Origin of the sequence: Acinetobacter yuyunsongii, assembly GCF_041021915.1 — a bacterium.
Classification (GTDB): Bacteria; Pseudomonadota; Gammaproteobacteria; order Pseudomonadales; family Moraxellaceae; genus Acinetobacter.
This window is the reverse complement of the sequence record NZ_CP157435.1, coordinates 2,276,236-2,296,815: the sequence shown is the minus strand read 5'-3', so window position 1 is coordinate 2,296,815 and position 20,580 is coordinate 2,276,236. Positions and strand designations below refer to the sequence as shown.

Annotated in this window: 17 protein-coding genes and 1 riboswitch; of the genes, 10 read left to right on the top strand and 7 right to left on the bottom strand. The window is 38.4% G+C overall.

Annotation, left to right across the window (positions count from 1 at the left end):
* The first annotated feature begins 54 nt into the window (after positions 1 to 54).
* From baeS to ABLB98_RS10970, 4 genes are all read left to right on the top strand, one after another.
* Positions 55 to 1,725, top strand: a complete 1,671-nt coding sequence (gene baeS, locus ABLB98_RS10985; protein ID WP_348883020.1) for a sensor histidine kinase efflux regulator BaeS — start codon at positions 55 to 57, stop codon at positions 1,723 to 1,725.
* Between the two features lie 46 nt (positions 1,726 to 1,771).
* Positions 1,772 to 2,458 (top strand): response regulator, encoded by a 687-nt coding sequence (locus ABLB98_RS10980; RefSeq protein ID WP_348883019.1) that lies wholly within the window; start codon positions 1,772 to 1,774, stop codon positions 2,456 to 2,458.
* A gap of 160 nt (positions 2,459 to 2,618) precedes the next feature.
* The gene (locus tag ABLB98_RS10975; RefSeq protein WP_348883018.1) at positions 2,619 to 4,028 is read left to right on the top strand and encodes a hypothetical protein; all 1,410 of its coding nucleotides are present in this window, start codon (positions 2,619 to 2,621) and stop codon (positions 4,026 to 4,028) included.
* Positions 4,029 to 4,066: 38 nt separating this feature from the next.
* Positions 4,067 to 5,140: a hypothetical protein gene (locus ABLB98_RS10970; protein ID WP_348883017.1), complete on the top strand. Its 1,074-nt coding sequence runs from the start codon at positions 4,067 to 4,069 to the stop codon at positions 5,138 to 5,140.
* A gap of 454 nt (positions 5,141 to 5,594) precedes the next feature.
* Here the strand turns inward: ABLB98_RS10970 and ABLB98_RS10965 are convergent, their stop codons facing one another.
* Both ABLB98_RS10965 and ABLB98_RS10960 read right to left on the bottom strand, forming a co-directional pair.
* Complete coding sequence (locus tag ABLB98_RS10965) at positions 5,595 to 7,037, bottom strand: protein adenylyltransferase SelO family protein (RefSeq protein ID WP_348883016.1); 1,443 nt, start codon at positions 7,035 to 7,037, stop codon at positions 5,595 to 5,597.
* 136 nt (positions 7,038 to 7,173) lie between these two features.
* On the bottom strand, positions 7,174 to 8,343 hold the full coding sequence (locus tag ABLB98_RS10960) for an acyl-CoA desaturase (protein ID WP_005162177.1): 1,170 nt from the start codon (positions 8,341 to 8,343) through the stop codon (positions 7,174 to 7,176).
* A gap of 211 nt (positions 8,344 to 8,554) precedes the next feature.
* On the opposite strand from ABLB98_RS10960, the gene ABLB98_RS10955 reads away from it, so the two are divergent.
* Positions 8,555 to 9,082, top strand: coding sequence for an META domain-containing protein (locus ABLB98_RS10955; RefSeq protein ID WP_348883015.1), 528 nt, complete (start codon positions 8,555 to 8,557; stop codon positions 9,080 to 9,082).
* Positions 9,083 to 9,111: 29 nt separating this feature from the next.
* Here ABLB98_RS10955 and ABLB98_RS10950 read toward each other — a convergent pair whose 3' ends face one another.
* From ABLB98_RS10950 to ABLB98_RS10940, 3 genes are all read right to left on the bottom strand, one after another.
* Positions 9,112 to 9,831, bottom strand: coding sequence for a glycerophosphodiester phosphodiesterase (locus tag ABLB98_RS10950; RefSeq protein WP_348883014.1), 720 nt, complete (start codon positions 9,829 to 9,831; stop codon positions 9,112 to 9,114).
* Positions 9,832 to 9,851: 20 nt separating this feature from the next.
* Positions 9,852 to 10,439: a cob(I)yrinic acid a,c-diamide adenosyltransferase gene (locus ABLB98_RS10945; RefSeq protein ID WP_087544581.1), complete on the bottom strand. Its 588-nt coding sequence runs from the start codon at positions 10,437 to 10,439 to the stop codon at positions 9,852 to 9,854.
* Between the two features lie 95 nt (positions 10,440 to 10,534).
* Complete coding sequence (locus ABLB98_RS10940) at positions 10,535 to 12,409, bottom strand: TonB-dependent receptor (RefSeq protein WP_348883013.1); 1,875 nt, start codon at positions 12,407 to 12,409, stop codon at positions 10,535 to 10,537.
* Between the two features lie 36 nt (positions 12,410 to 12,445).
* A riboswitch (cobalamin riboswitch) is annotated at positions 12,446 to 12,659 on the bottom strand.
* Between the two features lie 117 nt (positions 12,660 to 12,776).
* On the opposite strand from ABLB98_RS10940, the gene ABLB98_RS10935 reads away from it, so the two are divergent.
* The 4 genes from ABLB98_RS10935 to ABLB98_RS10920 all read left to right on the top strand — a co-directional run bounded on the left by ABLB98_RS10935 (position 12,777) and on the right by ABLB98_RS10920 (position 16,944).
* Positions 12,777 to 13,436 (top strand): phosphoribosylanthranilate isomerase, encoded by a 660-nt coding sequence (locus ABLB98_RS10935; RefSeq protein ID WP_348883012.1) that lies wholly within the window; start codon positions 12,777 to 12,779, stop codon positions 13,434 to 13,436.
* Entirely contained in the window at positions 13,417 to 14,661 is a 1,245-nt protein-coding gene (trpB, locus tag ABLB98_RS10930) for a tryptophan synthase subunit beta (RefSeq protein ID WP_005162160.1), read from the top strand. Before ABLB98_RS10935 ends, trpB begins: the two co-directional genes overlap by 20 nt.
* A 180-nt stretch (positions 14,662 to 14,841) precedes the next feature.
* Positions 14,842 to 15,930: a GGDEF domain-containing protein gene (locus ABLB98_RS10925; RefSeq protein WP_348883011.1), complete on the top strand. Its 1,089-nt coding sequence runs from the start codon at positions 14,842 to 14,844 to the stop codon at positions 15,928 to 15,930.
* An 18-nt stretch (positions 15,931 to 15,948) separates the two neighbouring features.
* The gene (locus ABLB98_RS10920) at positions 15,949 to 16,944 is read left to right on the top strand and encodes a DUF2804 domain-containing protein (RefSeq protein WP_348883010.1); all 996 of its coding nucleotides are present in this window, start codon (positions 15,949 to 15,951) and stop codon (positions 16,942 to 16,944) included.
* A 52-nt stretch (positions 16,945 to 16,996) separates the two neighbouring features.
* Here the strand turns inward: ABLB98_RS10920 and ABLB98_RS10915 are convergent, their stop codons facing one another.
* Entirely contained in the window at positions 16,997 to 17,872 is an 876-nt protein-coding gene (locus tag ABLB98_RS10915; protein WP_005162153.1) for a metal-dependent hydrolase, read from the bottom strand.
* Between the two features lie 118 nt (positions 17,873 to 17,990).
* On the opposite strand from ABLB98_RS10915, the gene ABLB98_RS10910 reads away from it, so the two are divergent.
* Positions 17,991 to 19,013, top strand: coding sequence for a helix-turn-helix domain-containing protein (locus tag ABLB98_RS10910; protein WP_348883009.1), 1,023 nt, complete (start codon positions 17,991 to 17,993; stop codon positions 19,011 to 19,013).
* A gap of 35 nt (positions 19,014 to 19,048) precedes the next feature.
* Here the strand turns inward: ABLB98_RS10910 and ABLB98_RS10905 are convergent, their stop codons facing one another.
* On the bottom strand, positions 19,049 to 20,380 hold the full coding sequence (locus ABLB98_RS10905; protein ID WP_348883008.1) for a Na+/H+ antiporter NhaC family protein: 1,332 nt from the start codon (positions 20,378 to 20,380) through the stop codon (positions 19,049 to 19,051).
* Positions 20,381 to 20,580 lie beyond the last annotated feature (200 nt).

Sequence of the window (20,580 nt, the reverse complement as noted above, 5' to 3'; positions counted from 1 at the left end):
TTTTGAACCATGTTGGTTACAATCCATAAATAGAACACTATTGAGATTTCGCTTTTGAATGTTCGTCGCATGCCTTTAGCCATACGTTTATTTTTAACGCTATTACTGACTACCTTAGTGATTGCAACAATCAGTTTAGGGGTATTGCATTGGACCATGCAAAAGAACTTCGCACGTTATGTTGCTGATGTGGAAATGCAAAAATTAGATCGTTTGATTGCGAATCTAGGTAATGTTTATACGGTTTATCATGACTGGGGGAATGCCATTCAGGCGCAGATTTTACAAATTGAAGGGAACGCAGCACCTGATGATTATGATCGTTTGTCTCAGTGGTGGTTGCGCCGTCAGTATGATATTGCCTTACAACAACGTTATTTTAATGACCATACCTTATTAACGCTTTCCCCCACTTTAGCGCAAAACAACACCGAAATAAAAAATCGTCAGATTTTTAATGATGAAGAATTAAAGATTCTTAAACAAAATTTACCCTCAGAATATCAACCCTTTGAAGGCTTACGTTTTCCTTTGAGTCCGAGCCAATTTCGGTTAAAGAAAGATGCGAAAGATGACAAGCAAGAGACTAAATCTAGTTCATCATCTGAACACGTTAAAAAGCGTTTTGTATCAATTCCAGATCGTTTAGGTTTAAGTTCAAGACTGTCTTTATATGATGAAAAACACCAATTTATTGTGGGCGAACCTGCAACTGATCAAATAGCCTACCGTCCAATTCTGGTCGATCAAAAAGTTGTGGGTTATCTCGGCTTAAAACCCGTATTGGATCAGGATGATGCATCGAGTATTAATTTCTTTAGTAATCAAAAGCGTTATTTACTTTTAGTTTATGCCTTAACCGTACTTTCTAGTCTGGTGGCGGCATTATTGATGGCAACTTATTTTAAAAAGCCAATTCAACGTTTGCTCAATGCGACTTTGGAATTAACGCGTGGAAATTACCAACATCAGGTTGTGATTAAGCGAAATGATGAATTGGGAGATTTATCGAATCAACTGAATCATTTGGCTGATATTTTGCATCAGCATGAAGAGTCTCGCCGTCAATGGGTCGCAGATACTTCTCACGAATTAAAAACGCCTTTGGCTGTGTTACAAGCACAGATTGAAGCGATGCAGGATGGAATTCGTAAAGCAACACCCGAGCATCTTGATGCAATGATGCGTCAAGTGAGTAGTTTAAAGAAGCTAACACAAGATTTGGCTGATTTAGCACAGGCAGATGCGCAGCAGTTAAAATGCTATTTTGCTGAAGTCAATCCATGGGATGTCGTACTGCAAGAAGTTGAGAATTTTAAACCTACATTTGAACAAAAGCGGTTTGATGTTTCACTCTCAGGCGAAGGAATAAGCCTATCTTTAGATCGAGATCGTTTTAAACAGATCATTGTTAACTTGCTTGGAAATTGTGTACGTTACACAGAACAAGGTGGAAAAATACAGATTCATACTCAACAAAATGAGCATGAATGGATATTGTATGTGGATGATAGCCCATTTGGGGTAAGTGATGAGCAGTTGGCGCGTTTAGGCGAGCGTTTCTATCGTGTGGATGATTCACGCACACGTAGCACTGGCGGAACGGGTTTAGGTTTGGCTTTGTCTTGTAAACTTGCGCAGGCTTTAGGTGGTTCACTTACTTTTAATCATTCACCTTTAGGTGGATTGCGTTGTGTGCTGACTTTCCCAAAATTAATGAAATAACTTTTTTGATCCTCTTTGCTTGAGGACGATGGATAGGATGAAAACCATGAAGCATATTATGTTGGTTGAAGATGAAGTTGAACTAGCGCAGTTGGTTCGTGATTATTTAGAGGCGGCTGGTTTTGAAGTCAGTATGTTTCATGATGGTCAGGATGCTTATACCCAGTTTCAACAACGTAAACCTAGTCTCATGATTTTAGACTTGATGGTTCCTCGTATGGATGGTTTAACCATTTGCCGTAAAGTACGTGAACAATCTGATTTACCGATTATTATGGTAACTGCGCGTACTGAAGAAATTGATCGTGTTTTAGGCTTAAATATGGGAGCAGATGACTATATTTGTAAACCATTTAGTCCGAAAGAGTTGGTTGCACGTGTACAAGCTGTTTTGCGTCGTTTAGAGCGTAAGGCAGAACCTGATCATAATGATTTATTTCGTATTGATAAAGCACAGCAACGTATTTGGTATCAACAAAAAGCATTAACTTTAACACCGACTGAATTCCGTTTATTGGAATTATTTTTGGAGCATCTCGGTCAAGTCTATTCACGTGCGCAATTATTAGATCATATTAACCCAGATAGCTTTGATGTGGCAGATCGTGTAATTGACAGTCATATTAAAAATCTGCGTCGTAAAATTACCGAAGCTGCTGAAACAGGAAATCGTCATGAATGGATTCAGGCGGTTTATGGCGTAGGTTATCGTTTTGAATATCCTGATGAGTAAAATATAAAAGCCCTTTTGTAAATAAAGGGCTTTTTATTAAATAATAAATTGTCATTATAATTATAAGTAGCTATTATTTGTTCAAAGTCAATATATGACTTTTATTAAGTCCTAAATTTAAAAATTTAGATAATAATTTTATTATAAAAAGGGGTGTCAAATGTTTAAGAAAACATTGTTAGTTTTAGCTTGTTCAGCCATTTTAACTGCTTGTGGTGGAGGCGGTGATTCATCATCAAATAATGGTAGTAATAATCCTGAAAATCCAGCTATTCCAGCATCAGATCTGGATAAGGCAAAGCAATTGGTAGATACAACAAATACTATTATTAGTTATTTTGATAGTTTTGATGGATTGCAATCACAATACCAGCCAACATTTGATGCAATTAGTGATGCTGGTAGTGATATTGGTAATGCCAGTAGCTTGATTTTGACTTTAGCTTCATTGGCACAGCAAGATGCACAAGGTTCAGAAAAAGAATATAATGCGGCCCAGCTAGAGGCTTTATTAAAAGAAGACTCAACCTATGGCCAGTATTATTATCCTGACTATCAATTGAGCAATAATGAGCTAAAAGTGAATGTAAAGGCTGACTCTATTACTGTAACAGGTAGTGTTACAGCTAAATATTGGACAGATTATGTTTGGGACGATAAAACTCAGACAGGTCATGACGTTTTTGGTGATGAAGCCAAAGTGACTGTAACCAATTTGAAATTAGAAGCACCATTCTCTGCATCTCAATCAACTTACGATTTTAAATTGGTTGCTGGTGGAAAAATTGCCACTAAGAATGTTGTGAATGAAAAACAAGCAATTTTGGCAGTAAATAGTGATAGTACTGCTCAGGTTGTTTATAACAATTCAGCAAAATTGGGTGATCGTTCTAGTGATCAAATTCCTAAGACTGCACAGTTTAAGTTTGCAAATATTGTGTTGACTGCTGTTGGTACAGGTGCAGAGTTGAGCTTAACTGAGTTTTCAAGCAAGGCGACGCAAGTTCAATTTAAAGATGGTTTAAGTACATCCACAGAAATTATTCCTACTGAGCTGAATTTAAAAGGTAAGGCTGTTGCTGGAACGGAAAACCTGAACTTAGAGGCAAGCATTAAATTAAATAATGATTTATCCAAAGTAATTGATATTACAGGTGGTAATGAGTCTGCTGCAGCATTTATCAATGCGGACCTTAATGTGAAACTCAGTGGTAATGTCAAGGGTGGTGGCACAAGTATTAAACCATTTAGTGTTGATTTAACTGCTAAACGTAATGAGTATCAAAAAGGTACAGCAACGATTAAGGTTGCTGTAGATAAAGATGCGCTTACGGCTGACTTTAAAACAGATAATTTGATTGGTAATGATCCTAATGCGGCGTATGAGCCAACTGTATGGGCAAAACTGTCTCATGCCAATGGTGCTTATGTTGAAATTGCTGATCTTGACAAGTTTACGTCAGCACAGATCAAAGTGGGTAACACCTCATACGCTACAGTAAGCAAAGTCTCAGATAACGTATATTCTGCAAAATTCACAGATAATACCGTTAAAGCGATTGCACCATAATTATAATAAGGAGAGGGGGAGTAAATCCCCCTTTTTATATGCTCAAAAAAAGTCTAGCTGTATTGGGAATGCTAATGCCTTTCTATTCCAATGCCCAGGAAAAAATCTATTATCAAGTACAGGCAGATGTATATAGCCAACCTTTGTCGATTCACGCATTTACAGATGATTGGGATGATCCAAACTTTAAATCGGGAAAAAATGCATTTGCCCATGGCCTAATGCAGTTAGGTGTTAAACAGGGACAATGGGATTTTAGCTGGATTTGGCGTTACGATTATGTACTGCGATTTAGTCCAGACACTGCGAAATTATATTATCAAGTTAAAAATGATAAACTGATTGATGCCAATACCCAATATAATTTGCAACTTGAGGCACAGCACGTTGATACGGTTGGGTCACGTTTTGCCTATACATGGCAATTGAGTCCGAACTGGAGTTTAACAACGGGTGCAACTGCATTAATTGGGCGCCATTATGTAGATGGACAAGTAAATGCTTTGGCTCAAAGCACAAATCAACAACAATTGATGGAGCGTGTGAAGTGGCTCAATGGTCAAATTGACTATAGTTATGACCAGCCTGCATTAAAAGAAGACAAAATGGGCTGGAATGAGCGTGCAAATCAGGGTTATGGTTTTGCATTTGATACTTCATTACAAGGGACAATTGCGAATCACTGGAAAGTAAATATCAATATTCAAGATGCTTTAGCCTATTTATATTGGCAGGATGCACCCTACACTCAATATCAGATTGCTTATGATCAGGATCAGCGTCCCCGATTTGATATTCAGGGACAATTTAATAAGTATCACCAATATACGCAGAAGCTGCCTTTTAAAATTTATACTGATCTAAATTATCAGTCAGATCAGAATTGGCGTTTAGGTATGAGTTCAATCAGCAATCAATATAGTAGTCTTTGGCAATTAAACGCTTATTGGGATAGAGGTGTACAATGGGGAATCCATTTTGAACCTCAGACCCATGCTTTAGGCTTATCAGTACAGCATCAGAATTTTGGCTTGAAGTATATTGCAGATGATCTAAATACCAATCAGGCCAAGAGGATGGGTGCTCAATTGTTTGCGCAATATCAATGGTAGAGGCTAAGCAAATAATAATCCACATCTAAACTTAACCCCAGTGTAAACAATTTTCTAATATTGGCTGCGCTAACGGGGCGGTGATGTGGATTTTCAATATGTCCTGTTGCACTGACACCGAGTGAATATTGAGGATTAAAAAGAGCTGCTGTAAGGTATTTTGATAAGATCGTAACTGTTCCAGTACATCAGTGATATGTTCATCCAGTTTTAATGAATCTCGATCGGCTTTGTTGCACAAATAGCCAACACTATGATTTTATTATATTTATTTTTATTAAAATTTTAAAAAACCCTTAAAAATCAGTATCTTGCAAAATATTTATGCAACAAAGCCACAGTGAAATAAAAATATTCACTGTAGCTTTGTTGTTGTGACACTATTTTTTGACTCTTAAATGAAAAACTCACCTGAACCGCGATAGCGGCGCAAGGGAACTCAAACTGTTTAGAATTAAGATGAACAACTTACCATCACCTCAGGCACATCACTTGGTAAAGGTGCAGTATCTTGTTCAGTTTCCAACTCTGGCTGTTTTTGATAAGGCTGATTGAGTAGCTTAAATAAACGATCAACTTCACTGAAATCACCACCTTCGGCTAGTTCAATCGCTTTTTGTGCCATGTGGTTGCGTAAAATATAATGAGGATTAGCGCTTTGCATAACTCGATCTAACTCGTCTGTATCTTGAGTTTTGCGAATTTCCTGATATTGATGGAGAAAAGCATCAAACTGACGTAGATCTAAGCAATCATCACGGAGTGTTTTATATTCCTTGTTCTGTAGGCGAATAAAACTTTGCGTATAGTCGAGTTGTTCCGTTTGCAAAATTCGCAAGAATGCAAAACTACAATCTAAACTGTCTTTATGAAAATGGGGGAGTCCCATCTTCTCACAGAGTCCTAGACCATAATGATGTAAAAAGATTGGTTCAAATTGTTCTAAGCAAGTCGCTAAATCTTGTTTGAATTGTTCTTTATGCTCAGGCTTAGCTAAAGGAATAAGATTGTTCAACCATGTCCACAAATTCCAATGTCCAATACTTGGTTGGTTTTGATAGGTATAACGACCTTGGTAATCGGAGTGGTTATTAATCCAGTTTGGTCGAAAGCGTTCCATAAATCCATAAGGACCAAAATCTAAGGTTGAGCCTGTAATATTTAAATTATCGGTATTCATTACACCATGCGCGAAACCGACCAATTGCCATTTGGCGATCATGATTGCTGTACGTTCAATGACAGCTTTAGCGAAACCCAGAACAGGGTTCTCAGCTTCTAGGCATTCTGGATAATGCCATTCGATACACTTTTGCGTAAATTCAGTTAAAAGTTCAGGTGCATATTGGTTGATCCACTCAAAATGACCGAAACGGATATGACAGTCTGAGGTGCGTAACAACATTGCACCAAGTTCAAGAGTTTCACGTTGTACACCTTGTGTAGATGTGGTGAAACCAACGGCATGGCTAGATGCTACGCCAAGAGCATTGAGTGCATGTCCAGCTAAGTATTCTCGAATAACTGAACGAAGCACGGCACGACCGTCCCCCATACGAGAGTAGGGCGTTGAACCTGCACCTTTCAGATGTAGATCAATGGTTTGTCCATGTTGATTTAGAATTTGTGCAATCAATAAACCACGCCCATCCCCTAATTGACCTGCCCATTGACCAAACTGATGTCCTGCATAGACCATGGCCAAAGGGGGAAATTCGGCAAAGGTTTTTTGCCCGCTACAAATCTCAACCCAGTTGGCTTTGTCTTCATCACTCCATTGCAACTCATCTGCCAAAGCCTCATTGAAATGACCAGCTTTTGCACCACGTAAAGGGCTAGGCTGTTGCTGGTGATAAAGCTTTGAATTGAGAGATGAATAGCGAGGATTGAAATGCATAGGTCAATATCATGGCAAGAAGCTGAATGATGACTATAACAAAGATAAGTCTAAAATAGTGAATTGTGATTATGAACTGAGTCTTTAAATAGGCATAAAAAATGGCCTCTAAAGAGACCATTTTATTGAGTATTTTTTATTCTGAAACTGGAGCCTTTTTGATATTACGCACTAATGTTTCTAAACATTCACGATGGTGTGCAAGGCGATGTTCAAGCAGTTGAAAATCGACTTTAAGCTTATGATCCATTTGATGGATTTTTTCAGCCATTGCCGCTTTTTTTGCTTGTAGCTCTTGCTCTTTCAACTTGGCCCAATCGTTTAGAGTTAATGTAAAAGCTTCATATTCTTGAGCAATACGTTGTTTCATCTGAGCAATATCAGTGTTCACATCGTGACCATAAATTGCGAGGTCTTGTTCAGCATATTTAAACTTCATCGCAAGCTCGGCTTTTTGGATATTAAAGCTTGGAATACGACGTAAGTTTTTCGCTAAGCCTAACTTGGAACTTGTCCAAATTAGCCATTTTGTAGGGTCATATTGCCACCATTTAACACCATTACGGTAATCGTATTGGAAAATATGGTGATAGTTATGATAGCCCTCACCCCAAGTGAGAATCGCTAGGATAAAATTATCACGTGCGGTATTTTCGTCAGTATAAGGGCGTTTACCCCACATATGACATAAAGAGTTAATGAAGAAGGTGACATGATGGCTAAGGAATAAACGAACTAAACCACCCAAAAGTAACACACCCCAGATATCACCAACTAACCAACCGACAGGCAACAAAATACCTGCATGCACAGCAATCACTAAAGGAACATAATATTTATCTTGGAACATGACTAATTTGTCATTTAACAAATCAGGTGCATTTTTATAATTTGGTTCGGCAGCAGGGTAGTTACGTAACATCCAACCCATATGTGCATACCAGAATCCATTATTAATCGAGTATGGATCTTGGTCTACATCGTCAACATGACGGTGATGTGTACGATGACCTGAAGCCCAAAATAAGATACTATTTTGAACTGCAAAAGTACCCATAATCATAAGAATGATTTTTAAAGGTAGAGTTGCTTCATAAGCACGGTGTGCCCATAAGCGATGATAGCCAGCAGTGATACCTAAACTGCTTACACCTAGTAAGACAAACATGCTAATCCATGCGCCCATACTAAAGTCATGATAATAGGTATAAATTGGAATCGAAATGAGCGCAACAACTGGTAAGAATACCAGTGCGAAAATTGCAATCCAATTAATGGGTGCTTTCTTGAGTGGGGCGGAAGTCATATCCGTCAGCGCTCCTAAAAACCTTGTTTACACAAGATATAAAAACCAAACGAGATAGCAAAACCAATCATGACGATATATTGCTATTTTATGTTCGATATTAGCATGCTCAGATTAGATAACACTAGCATTATTCTACAGTTGTACTGAAAGAACAGTAACAGAATTCGTTTGTTGAATTAATCAATAAATTAAAAGGCGAAATAAATCAATGTCAGAACAAATAAGCGTGAAAAATACAATTTATTCTTTGAATAAGTTTTTTCACAAAACTTTAATATTATCTTGTGCTTTGCTACTTACTGCATGCCAAAGTCAACCGACACAGATCACTAAAAATAGCTTACATCCAAAACGTGTAAGTGAATTGCCTCCTATGCAAGTTCGTAAAAGCAACGATGGCATTCAAGAGGTGAATTGGCAAATAACCATGATTCAAAATAAACATGCTTTATTCTTCAATCAATACCCAAGTTTTATGCTGAATTCAGTGACTAAAACCATTTCAGGTCATACGGGCTGCAATAACATTTATGGAAGTTATCAATATGATCTTAGCCAAAGGAAAATAAGTTTTGATGTGAGAGCGCAGCACTTAAGTTGTGATAAAGCATTAGCACAAGAAGCAGATCTGATGGATGCGATGCAGCGGATTGAACGTTTCCAAATTGAAGGGACGAATTTGTATTTATTAGATGCGAAAGGGCAGCGTTTAATTCAGGCGCAATCTAAAAAATAAAATTAGTTGTCGGAATAAACTCCATACTTTTATAAAGTTAGATGTTGCAACATGGTGCTCGGGAAATCAGTGATTAACCCTTGAATGCCCAATTGTTGTAGATGTTTGGCACGTTCAACGTCATTAACTGTCCAGACACTCACAGCAAGTTCGGCTTGCTGTGTAAACTGAATGATTTGATCAGTTGCCAGTTGATCTTTCCAACCAATTTGGTGGCACTCATATTGTTGAGCAAGCTCGATTGCGTATTCCCCAATTGGAATTTCAACCAACAGACCACGTTTAAAATGACTTTGATGTTGTTGTAATGCCGCTAAAATTTTTACATCAAAACTCGTAATTGTGGCAGTTTGTTCAAAGCCGACTAAATCTTGGTGTAATTGTAGAATTAAACGCTCAGCCGCTACTTCATCTGCAACTGCTTTAATTTCAACTTCAATATGTTCAAAATCAGTTAAACAATCCATTACATGGGGCAGGCTAGGTGTGTATTCTTCAAATCCCCACGCCTGCCATTGATGGCGATGATCAAATTGCTGAGCTTCAGACAAATTACAGCTTTCAACATGCTGTGATTTACCCGTGGTACGAACAAAATCATCATCATGAATCACCACCAATTGGTCATCTTTGAGTTGACGCACATCAAACTCAACTGCACGTACACTTAAATCATGTAAGTAACGGAAGCCTCCTAACGTATTTTCAGGAGCTTCACCACGTGCGCCACGATGACCAATGATTCGCATTTTGATTTACCTTAAAATAATTATGCTTGATCAATACTATCATTAATGTTTTTTTGCCAAAGCACTTCACTACCGCCTTCTGCACGTTGCAAAGCACGTGAGGCAACAAATAACCAGTCGGATAAACGGTTCAAGAGTTGTAATGCAGTAGCTTGAATATTTTGATCACGATTGTGTACTGACATCAAAGTGCGTTCTGCGCGGCGGCATACAGCACGCGCTTGATGTGCATAACTACATGCTAGGCTACCCGAAGGCAAGATAAACTCTTTGAGCATCGGTAGAGATTCATTCATGTGATCAATTTCTTTTTCGAGAAACTCGATACAAATTGGTTGGAGTAAATGATAGTTTGGAATACAAACTTCACCACCTAAATCAAATAACCAATGTTGGATCAAGCTTAAACTTTTATCCCAATCAGCTTTATTTTCAATTTGAGATATACTGATTTGTGCTCTTAATACGCCAATCGTGGCATTGAGTTCATCTACATCACCTAGCGCATTAATTCGTAAGTCATCTTTAGCGACACGCGAGCCATCCCCAAGTCCTGTTGTACCTGAATCACCTGTACGTGTATAGATTTTACTTAAACGATGTCCCATGGAGCTGTCCTACAAATAAAAAGGGGATAATGTCGGTCAGAACATTACCCCGAAATTGGAGTTAAGAAAATATTTTTATTGTCTAGATTGCACGATTAATAACGAAGAGTGACACCCACAGAAGCTTGGCGACCACCGTTTACATACCAACCATCACCAAAATTATCAGCAGTTCTGTACTCAACATCACCCATATTCTCAATATTACTGAAAACTTTAATATTAGGGTTGATATTCCAGTACATGTTTAAATCAACGGTTGCATAACCAGGAGCTTTAACTTTATTGGCATTATCTGCATAAATATCTGAGCGTGCGATAATTGAGGCGCTTATTCCATAAATTGAATTTTCAAGTCCAGTCGTTAAAGTGAGGGTCTGTTTAGGCTTATATGCAACTCTCAGATCAGTCTTTTTATCTTTTGAATCAACATAAGCGTATTCTGTGTTTAGGAATAGGTCATCTTTTTTCCATTTAAGACCTAGCTCACCACCATTGATTTCAGCTTTATCTATGTTGATATACGTTGAGTTCGGGCTTGAGTATTTATAGCTGATTAAATTTTTTATTTCAGTATGGTAAGCAGATAAAAAGGCATTTAGGTTTTGCCCAATTCTTTGATCTACACCAATTTCATAGGAAATACTTTCTTCTGGTTTTAGATCAGGATTACCATAGGTATTTCCATAGGACTTTTCTGAAAAATAATAGAGTTCTGTTAGGGATGGGGCTTTAAAAGCTGATCCGATATTGGCATAAATACTTGTTTCGGGTAATACTTGATAACGAACAGCTCCTTGACCGATTGTATGTGTACCGAATAGTTCATTATCTTCAGTACGAACACCAACCTGAGTATTTAGCTTATCTGTCTTATACTGATGTTGAACATAATAACCGGTAGAATCGATACTTTGTTTTTTATCTTTTACATCATTACTTTTAAAATCTGATTTTAGATAAGTTACACCTGCGAGTAAATTATTCTTAGAGTCTATATTCCAGTTTAAGTTTAGATCACCTTCATTGTTTTCTGTATCAAAGTGGTTTGGATCACTATCTTTTACTTGTTGGTTATCAATAAAGTTTGAATAACGTGCAGATAATGTAAGATTTTCAGCAAAACCATATTCAATGCTTGAATTAATCAGGCGGTTCTCAAATATACGCTCTGCATTATTTTTGATAGTCATGTAATTGTAGAATTGACTCAGCCCTTCATTTTGACTGATTGACAGGTCAGTTTTAATATTCTTTTTATTGTCGTAACCTACTTTCGCACTATAACCTTTCTGATCATAAGCGGCTTTTTGATCTTTGCTTTGATTATCTAGTACTCGTGTTCCATCACTTTCTAAGCGCTGTCCTCTAATTTGTGCATAAAAACCATCTTGAATGAGGTCAGCTCCTGCAATAGCTTTATAGGTATTGTTTTCCCCATAGATACCTGTAATAAAACCGCTATTTTTTGTTGGAGTTGAGGTTATCATTTGAGCCACTCCACCAATTGCATCTGTTCCATATTGTACAGATGCTGGACCTTTAAGAATTTCTATCTGTTCAAGATCAGATGAATCAAGAAATGATGGATAAATTGCAGCAAGGTGGTTTTGGCTATTTAGACGAGCGCCATCTTTTAATATGAGAGTGTGATTTGGTCGAGTTCCACGAATTGAGATTTCCGTGATCTGACCTATTCCGCCACTTTGTTTGACAAAAACAGAAGGATCACGCTGAATTAAATCTGATAAGTTGAGAGCAGGATTCTTTTCAATCGTTTTTTGATCAATCACAGTCAGACGTGCAGGAACATTCTTTAACTTTTCTTCAGAACGAGATGCCGTCACAACAATCGTATCTAGCGTCGCAGTTTTCGCGCTTGATTGATCTTGAGCAAAAGTAGTTGAAGAAAACCCCATCGCAATAGCGATAGCACCAACTAAACGTGTCGGTTGAAAAATAGTAGACATGATGTCGCTCCATACATTCACCCGTCGTGAATGTTAAAGTGGAAATAAACAACAAGCAGGTCTCCGGACTTCACTATATCATCACAATGACGATGCTATTAATCATCTTCCCACATCATTCAGATGCAGTGATTTGGCGTTTAGCTAAGATTAATAATTCGGTGTTACCGTTGCGAGGGCAGTGTTGGACTTACACCAACTTCCCTATAAGCAAAAGAATGTGCTTTAGACTTGTTGCGAGATGATGCGAAGTATAGAGTGTTCACGTTTTTTAAACAATTGCATTTGGAAATGAACTTTGACCAAAGTATGTCAAATTGCTTTACAATGTGAGAGTAGTAAATAGTCATCTCAAATTGGACATCAAATGCGTCAAACCCAACTCCGAACTCGCGCCAAGATTTGTGGAATCACGCGGACTCAAGATATTGATGCTGTTGTGCAAGTAGGAGCAGATGCGATTGGATTGGTATTCTTTCCCCCAAGCCCACGTCATGTCAGTATTGAGCAAGCACAAATTTTGGCAAGCTCAGTACCCGCTTATGTTCAGTTGGTCGGTTTATTTGTAAATGCAAGCGCAGAAGAAATCCAAACAGTGCTTGATTCAGTTCCGTTGGATGTATTACAACTACATGGTGATGAAACACCTGAACAATGTCGACAAATTGCGTTGCATTGCAAACGCCGTTGGTACAAAGCCATTCAGGTTAAACCCGATTTAGACATTTTGACCGAAATTCAACGCTATCAAGCTGTGGGAGCCAGTGCGGTTCTACTTGATGCGTGGCATCCTGATTTAAAAGGTGGAACAGGTCACTGTTTCGATTGGAATCAATTTCCAAAACTTGATATTCCACTAATCTTGGCAGGGGGCTTAACCCCTGAAAATGTGAGTGACGCTATTCATACTACAGCAGCTTTTGCTGTGGATGTCAGCGGAGGCGTAGAGTCCGCTAAAGGTATAAAAGACCAACAACTCATTGAAAAATTTATGCAAGGAGTCCAACGTGGATCAGCAAAACCTTAGTCAACAAAATCAGGCGATTGACTACACCCAGTTTCCAGATGCTCAGGGGCATTTTGGTATTCATGGTGGGCGTTTTGTGTCAGAAACGCTTATGGCTGCACTTGAAGACTTAGAAAGTCTTTATGGTCGTATGAAAAATGATGCTCAGTTTTTAGCAGAGTTTGACCGTGATCTTGCGTTTTATGTTGGTCGTCCAAGTCCACTTTATCATGCTGAGCGATGGTCTCAGCACCTCGGCGGTGCGCAAATTTACCTGAAACGTGAAGACTTGAACCATACAGGTTCACACAAGGTCAACAACACCATCGGTCAAGCGTTATTGGCAAAACTGTCGGGTAAAAAACGTATCATTGCTGAAACAGGTGCAGGTCAACATGGTGTTGCGACCGCAACCATCGCTGCTCGCTTGGGTATGGAGTGCGTGGTGTACATGGGGGCTGAAGATGTAAAACGTCAGGCGATGAATGTCTATCGCATGCGTTTGCTTGGCGCAAAAGTTGTACCCGTGCAAAGCGGATCCAAAACTTTAAAAGATGCATTGAATGAAGCGATGCGCGATTGGGTCACCAATGTTGATACGACTTATTATGTCATTGGTACGGTTGCTGGTCCGCACCCATATCCACAGCTTGTACGTGATTTCCAATCAATCATTGGTCGTGAAGCACGTCAACAGATCCAAGCACAAGCAGGGCGTTTACCTGATGCCTTGGTTGCTTGTGTGGGCGGAGGTTCAAATGCAATGGGCTTGTTCTATCCATTCCTGAATGATCAGGATGTGAAAATGTACGGTGTTGAAGCGGCAGGTTTCGGCATTGAAACAGGCAAACACTCAGCGCCATTGAATGCAGGCCATGTGGGTGTATTACATGGTAACCGTACTTACCTCATGTCGGATGAGCAAGGTCAGATTATTGAAACACATAGTATTTCAGCAGGTTTGGATTATCCAGGTGTTGGTCCAGAGCATAGTTTCTTAAAAGATATGCATCGTGTGGAATATGTGCCAATTAAAGATGATGAAGCCTTACAAGGCTTCCGTGATTTAACTCAGATTGAAGGCATCATTCCTGCGCTTGAAAGTTCACATGCGATGGCTTATGTCACTAAACTTGCCCCAACGATGTCGAAAGACCAAATCATTATTGCAACAGTTTCAGGTCGTGGCGATAAAGATTTAATGACGGTTGCGAAAATTGATGGTATTCCGATGGTCGACTTATAATATCGAATATTTGTATGATAGTATTGTATAAATAGTGTCCCTAGACAACATCGATATTTATGTTGTGACTGGTTGTACATGGACGTATAACACGATAATAATCATACAGGACTGCGGAGGATGAAATACCCTCTACTCAAACATATTAATAAAATTTTTCTTGCAATGCTGGACTGGGATTTGGTTAAAAAATCTCAGGCCATATTGTGGTATGCCAGTTTTACCGGCCTTATCATCTATTTTATGCAAATAAAATATATGTATCATCCTTTGGCAAATACAGGGTTGTTACTTAAACTTCAGTGGTTATATCCTGGTATATTTGTTCTAAATACTTTCTTAATTTTATTTGGCTTTTTTATTAAAAATAAACCAGAAGCACATATTTATTATGTGTTGTTTTTGTCTGTTTATTATCCATGTTCATTGTTGGGTTTACCTATAGGTATTGGACTGTTAAATCTCCTTAATGGGGTGATCTTCATGGGGATTATACTGACTGCACTATTATTATATCCCCGATTTGTGGTGTATTTTGGCCTGATTGTCTATGTTGCCGTATATTACCTTTTATCTGTGCTGACGGTGACTGGGTATCTGGATTATGCGCTGGCCTATAAACCTTATACCTTGTTGCATAAGGATGTTCAAAATACCCAGATTATTTACTCCATGTTTTATACCACCTTATATGCAGCATTCACCATCACCTTGTTTGATATTAGTGTGGAGCGTTGGCGGCGCTATAATTCAAAAATAGAAAAACTCAGTTGTACTGATGAGTTAACAGGGCTGTTGAATCGCCGTGGGGTCAATGAGATTATTGATTTACAGATGCAGCAGGCACAAATTACCCATCGAGAAACATCCTTGATTATGGTGGATATTGATAATTTTAAAAATATTAATGATCACTATGGACACCATCAAGGAGATTTGGTTTTAAAACATGTTGCAAATATACTGCGAAAAAATTTACGAGCCAGTGATGTGATTGGACGTTATGGTGGTGAGGAATTTGTCATTTTATTACCATTTACTTCTATTGAAAATGCAGTGTTGTTGGCAGAGGTATGTCGTAAAGCATTAGAGCAAACCGCAGTTGAAGTGAAAGAAAATGAAATGCTTTATATCAAGGCGTGTTTTGGGGTAAGTAGTACAGCTTTTAGTGGTTTTGATTATACAGGCTTGTTTGAGCAAGCAGATAAGGCGTTGTACGATGCGAAACACAATGGTAAAAATCAGGTCAGAACGGCATTTACGTTATAATTGAGTTGGGGAAATCTTGTGAAATTGATACAGAAAAATGGCCAGCCTCGTTATGGGCGTTTTGATCAGATACCTTCACAGATCAATTTGGATGACTATATTTATAAAACGCCTTATGGCCAAGTACTAAAAGGCTGGCGCAAGCAGCTGAAATATAAAAAATTTAAATTCTGTGGTTTACAACATGAGCATTACAGCATTGGTATTGCGATTGTCGATCTATCATGGGCAGGGCATGGCTTTTTCTATGTTTATGATCATGTTTCTAAAAAAGTAATCGAATGGAATGCGATTCAGCCATTAGCGTTGAAAACACATCTGGATGAACAACCTTTATTTAGTCAAAGCTATTTTAAAAAATCTGCTTATCAATTTGATATGCAACACGCCAATGGTGTGCGTTATATCCAAGTGACCAAACATGGCGAAGTACAACTGAAAGCGCGTATTTTTTGTGCAGGTACGGATGCACTCAGTTTATGTAGCCCAACAGGGATTAATGGTTGGACATATACGCAAAAACAAACCACTTTGGCAGTAGAAGGCTTTTTCATTAGCCCAGATCAACAGCAGATCGAGTTCAATGCGTATAGTCTTGCTGCACTCGATGATACTTGTGGTTTTTTACGACCTGAGACGGCTTGGTTTTGGTTGTCTTGTCAGTTCTGTGATGCAAATGATCGCCGCATTGGCTTGAATCTCGCATCAGGTGTCAATGAAAGTTTTGGTAATGAAAATGCGTTGTGGGTCGATGGTCGTTTATATCCACTCACTGATATTTTATTTGAGCAACAAAATGAAAATTGTTGGTCAATTCGTTCTTTAGATGAGCGATTAAATTTGCTAGTTGAAACGGGTTGGTGTCGTTTTGAGAATATTAACCTACGCCTGATTGGCAGCAAGTTTAATCAGTGGCAAGCGAAAGTAAGCGGTACGATTGAACATGAAAATGTTGAACTGGTGATGTTGAACAACGAATATGGATTATTAGAACAGCACTATGCGAAGTGGTGATAATGACAGAAAGAATCCCCTAAATTCAAAGGGGATTCTTTTGATACGTGAATTAAAGCCCTGCTTGCCAGAATGCTTCACCCGCAGCAATTGGATCATTGGTCTTCGCTAAAGTATCAACCCAAACATCATATTGGCGAATAACAGGATGTTGATTTGGATGGAAATCCTTTTTAAACCAGTCACTATATTGAGATCTTTTTGCAGTCAAAATACCGTTACGACCGAAGAACCACGGTAAACCTTTACGTGCCATATCAAAGCGTTGTCTTAAATTAAAACCATCAGTTTTTAGCATTACATCCGTACGATACAAAGTAAAACCAAACATCATGACGGTGGTGAAGAGCAGCGCAAAACGTCGAGTTGCTTCAGGTACATCACCGACTTGCTTCATCACATCAAAAGCAACATCACGATGTTCCATTTCTTCAATCGCATGCCAAGCGAATAGCGCACGAACAAATGGATCTGCCTCCGCTAAAGTCTCTTTTTTACTATAAAAAGTATCTGCCATTAACGCAGTTAAATGCTCTGCAGCTGCGGTCATGGCAATGTTGTATTGAGCTGAACGGTTTTTTAATTCAAATCTAAAAATCTTTTTCAACCGTGCAGTGAATTGATCTACAGGCATGCCTTGCTCTTTCATGATCTGATTCATTTTGTCATGTGCAATACCATGCTGTGCTTCCTGACGGATAAAATCAGCCACACGTTCTTGCAAGTCAGGATCATTAATTTTGTCACGGAATAAACGCACACATTCAATAAAATAGCGTTCGCCATCAGGGAAGGTTAGGCTTAATGCATCAAACATACGAGTACGAAATGGATCACCGCCAAACCAAAAACGTGGTGCTTGATCTAAATGAAAATCTAGTTTTGTTCTAACAACTGGCTCAACTTGATAGGAAACATGTGCATTCATTTTTTGCTATTCCTTGTCTTTTCTTCATGAACTCAGTATGGAAAAAGTCCGATGAAATGTTTTGACAGTTACAGCCAAGTTTTATACAAATAACGACAGATCAGGATGAGATCGGCATATGTCAGTTAAAATTATTATTGGATACCTGCGATTATTTAATCGTGTTTTACAACAAGAACAAATTGATTTGTCTAAAGTTGTTGCGCCTGAGCTTTGGCAAGCTTTTCATACTTGCTTGGAAAATCCAGATGAGCATGATTTTGATGTCGAACGTTATGTGTTGCTTTTGCAATCGGCACAAGCTTATTTCCCTCGACCGATTACATTAGTATTGGCTGAACATGCCAATTTGCAAGATTTGGGTTTAATGGGATATTTGGCTTCAACCAGTTTAGATCTGCAACAGGCGTTACAGCTTTTACAACGTTATTATTCTTTAGTCTTTAAACAGACCAATTTAGAACAACTGAATGTTCAGCAGTTTTCTGATCATATTCAAATTGTTTGGGGAGCATCCTATAGTGATTATCGGGAAATGTATGAGCTAAATCTGGCGCTGATCTTTAAAATTTCTCAGTCTATTGTACAAGATGCCCTCATTCCACCACAGATGATTCAATTTGGTTACGCACCACATACAGCTTTATATCATTTTGAAAAATTTTATGGTTGTCCGATCCAAATTCAAGCTGGACAATATGCAATTCGCTTTTCAAATCAAATTTTAAAAGCAAAAAGCATCGCTGCAGACCAACAATTAAACCATGTACTCTCGACTCAAGCTCAGCAATCACTGAATAGCATTGCTTCTTTTGAGATTCAGCAACAACAGTTCCGTCAAAAAATACAAACGCATATTGAACAAGGACTTTTACAACAAGAAGAGCTACTGCTCAGTTATGTTGCTAAGCGTTTGCATTGCTCTGAACGAACATTACAACGCCAACTCAAAACCTATCAGCTTAATTTTCAGGATATTTTAGATCAGTATCGTTTGGAACAAAGTAAACTGTATTTGCAACAGGGCAAATCATTGTCAGAAATTGCGGAACGTTTAAATTATGCTGATCAAAGTGCGTTTGGGCGGGCGTTTAAACGTTGGACAGGAATTACACCCAAGCAGTTTTTGAAATCTCTTTAACTTTAAAGCAAGCTAAAGAGATTTATGGATTGTTTTTAGCGTGTTTTTAAACGTGGATAATTAAAAACAATTGCAAGGATTGCGCACACTGCAAGAATCCAGCAATAGTAGATATTGCCAATTAGTTCAACTGGCGAAAGTTTGGCAATTGAACAAGCAAGCAGTAATTGAGCACCGTAGGGAATAATCCCTTGGATTACGCAAGAAAAAATATCAAGTAAAGCTGCACTTCGCTTAGGATCAACACCATATTCTTTCGCTACTTCACGTGCCATATCTCCTGATAAAATAATCGCAACGGTATTATTGGCAACAAATAAATTTGAGAATATGACTAGAAAACTCATGCCTAATTCACCTGTACGCTGTTTGCCAAATTTGAATAGACGTGTAATCGTATAAATACGTTGAATAAGCCATTGCAAACCGCCTTCTTTTTGCATCAGGGTAGACAAACCACCTAGCAACATGGAAAGTAATGCCACCTCAAACATGCCAACAAAGCCATCATAAATTGAGTTATTGAGTTTTAATAAATCAAATTCAGGTTTTTCAATGAGACCAATCACACCTGACAAAATAACACCAATCATTAATACAGCAAGTACATGCAAGCGTGTAAAGGCAAGAAAAAAAACAGCTAAATAAGGCAAAATAAGCAATAAATCATAAGGTTTTGATGGAATTGATTCTGTTTGGTGACTCATCATTACATAAAGCATCAATGTAATGATTGCAGCAGGAAAGGCAATCCACACATTCACCCTAAACTTATCTCGAAGTTCAACATTTTGGCTACGTGTGGCAGCGATCGTTGTATCTGAAATCATAGATAAATTATCACCAAACATAGCGCCTCCCACCACTGCACCTATGGCATAGAGAGGTGCTATCTCTGTTGCTTGGGAAAAACCGAATGCAATTGGTGCACAAGCTGCGATGGTGCCCATAGACGTTCCCATTGCTGTTGCAATGAATGCCGCAATAATGAATAACATGGGTAACACAAATTCAGGCGAAATCAGTGAAAGTCCCAACTGTACTGTCGCATCGACGCTGCCTATGGCACTGGAGACACTGGCAAAAGCACCTGCCAACATAAATACCATAAACATTAAAATTAAATTTGGATGACTAGCACCTTGTAGGAATTCCTCAATTGCCGTATTGAGTTTCTGTTTATAAAGTAGTAATGCCAGAATAACAGCTGGAATCGCGGCAATAGGTGCTTTGACTTGATAGAATGCAAATTCTGTCCCGATCATTGAATGATAGAGACCACTCCCGAGAAAGATGATCAAAAATACCAATAGTGGTAGCAAAGCAAGGGCATTGCTTTGTACTTTTTCCTGAGTGTGGGCAGACATAAAAATAAAAAGAAAACTTAAAAATTGCGGGTAGTATAAAGGAGCTGAGCTCATTTCTAAAATCAGCCTCGATGAAGCTAAAATTAGGAAGCTTTGATCATTGAGAAAAAGCTGAAAATATAGATAAATGTAGCAGGGCAGTTGTAAGTAGCAACATTCACTGTTGCAATCACGTCAAACTCTGTTCAATGAACAAAAAA

Coding starts and splice junctions, on each gene's coding strand:
- ABLB98_RS10980 (WP_348883019.1), top strand. CDS start 1,772: ATGAAGCATATTATGTTGGTTGAAGATGAAGTTGAACTAGCGCAGTTG.
- ABLB98_RS10970 (WP_348883017.1), top strand. CDS start 4,067: ATGCTCAAAAAAAGTCTAGCTGTATTGGGAATGCTAATGCCTTTCTAT.
- ABLB98_RS10950 (WP_348883014.1), bottom strand. CDS start 9,831: ATGCGAATCATTGGTCATCGTGGCGCACGTGGTGAAGCTCCTGAAAAT.
- ABLB98_RS10945 (WP_087544581.1), bottom strand. CDS start 10,439: ATGGGACATCGTTTAAGTAAAATCTATACACGTACAGGTGATTCAGGT.
- ABLB98_RS10940 (WP_348883013.1), bottom strand. CDS start 12,409: ATGTCTACTATTTTTCAACCGACACGTTTAGTTGGTGCTATCGCTATT.
- ABLB98_RS10910 (WP_348883009.1), top strand. CDS start 17,991: ATGTCAGTTAAAATTATTATTGGATACCTGCGATTATTTAATCGTGTT.
- ABLB98_RS10965 (WP_348883016.1), bottom strand. CDS start 7,037: ATGCATTTCAATCCTCGCTATTCATCTCTCAATTCAAAGCTTTATCAC.
- ABLB98_RS10975 (WP_348883018.1), top strand. CDS start 2,619: ATGTTTAAGAAAACATTGTTAGTTTTAGCTTGTTCAGCCATTTTAACT.
- ABLB98_RS10905 (WP_348883008.1), bottom strand. CDS start 20,380: ATGTCTGCCCACACTCAGGAAAAAGTACAAAGCAATGCCCTTGCTTTG.
- ABLB98_RS10935 (WP_348883012.1), top strand. CDS start 12,777: ATGCGTCAAACCCAACTCCGAACTCGCGCCAAGATTTGTGGAATCACG.
- ABLB98_RS10960 (WP_005162177.1), bottom strand. CDS start 8,343: ATGACTTCCGCCCCACTCAAGAAAGCACCCATTAATTGGATTGCAATT.
- ABLB98_RS10915 (WP_005162153.1), bottom strand. CDS start 17,872: ATGAATGCACATGTTTCCTATCAAGTTGAGCCAGTTGTTAGAACAAAA.
- ABLB98_RS10955 (WP_348883015.1), top strand. CDS start 8,555: ATGTCAGAACAAATAAGCGTGAAAAATACAATTTATTCTTTGAATAAG.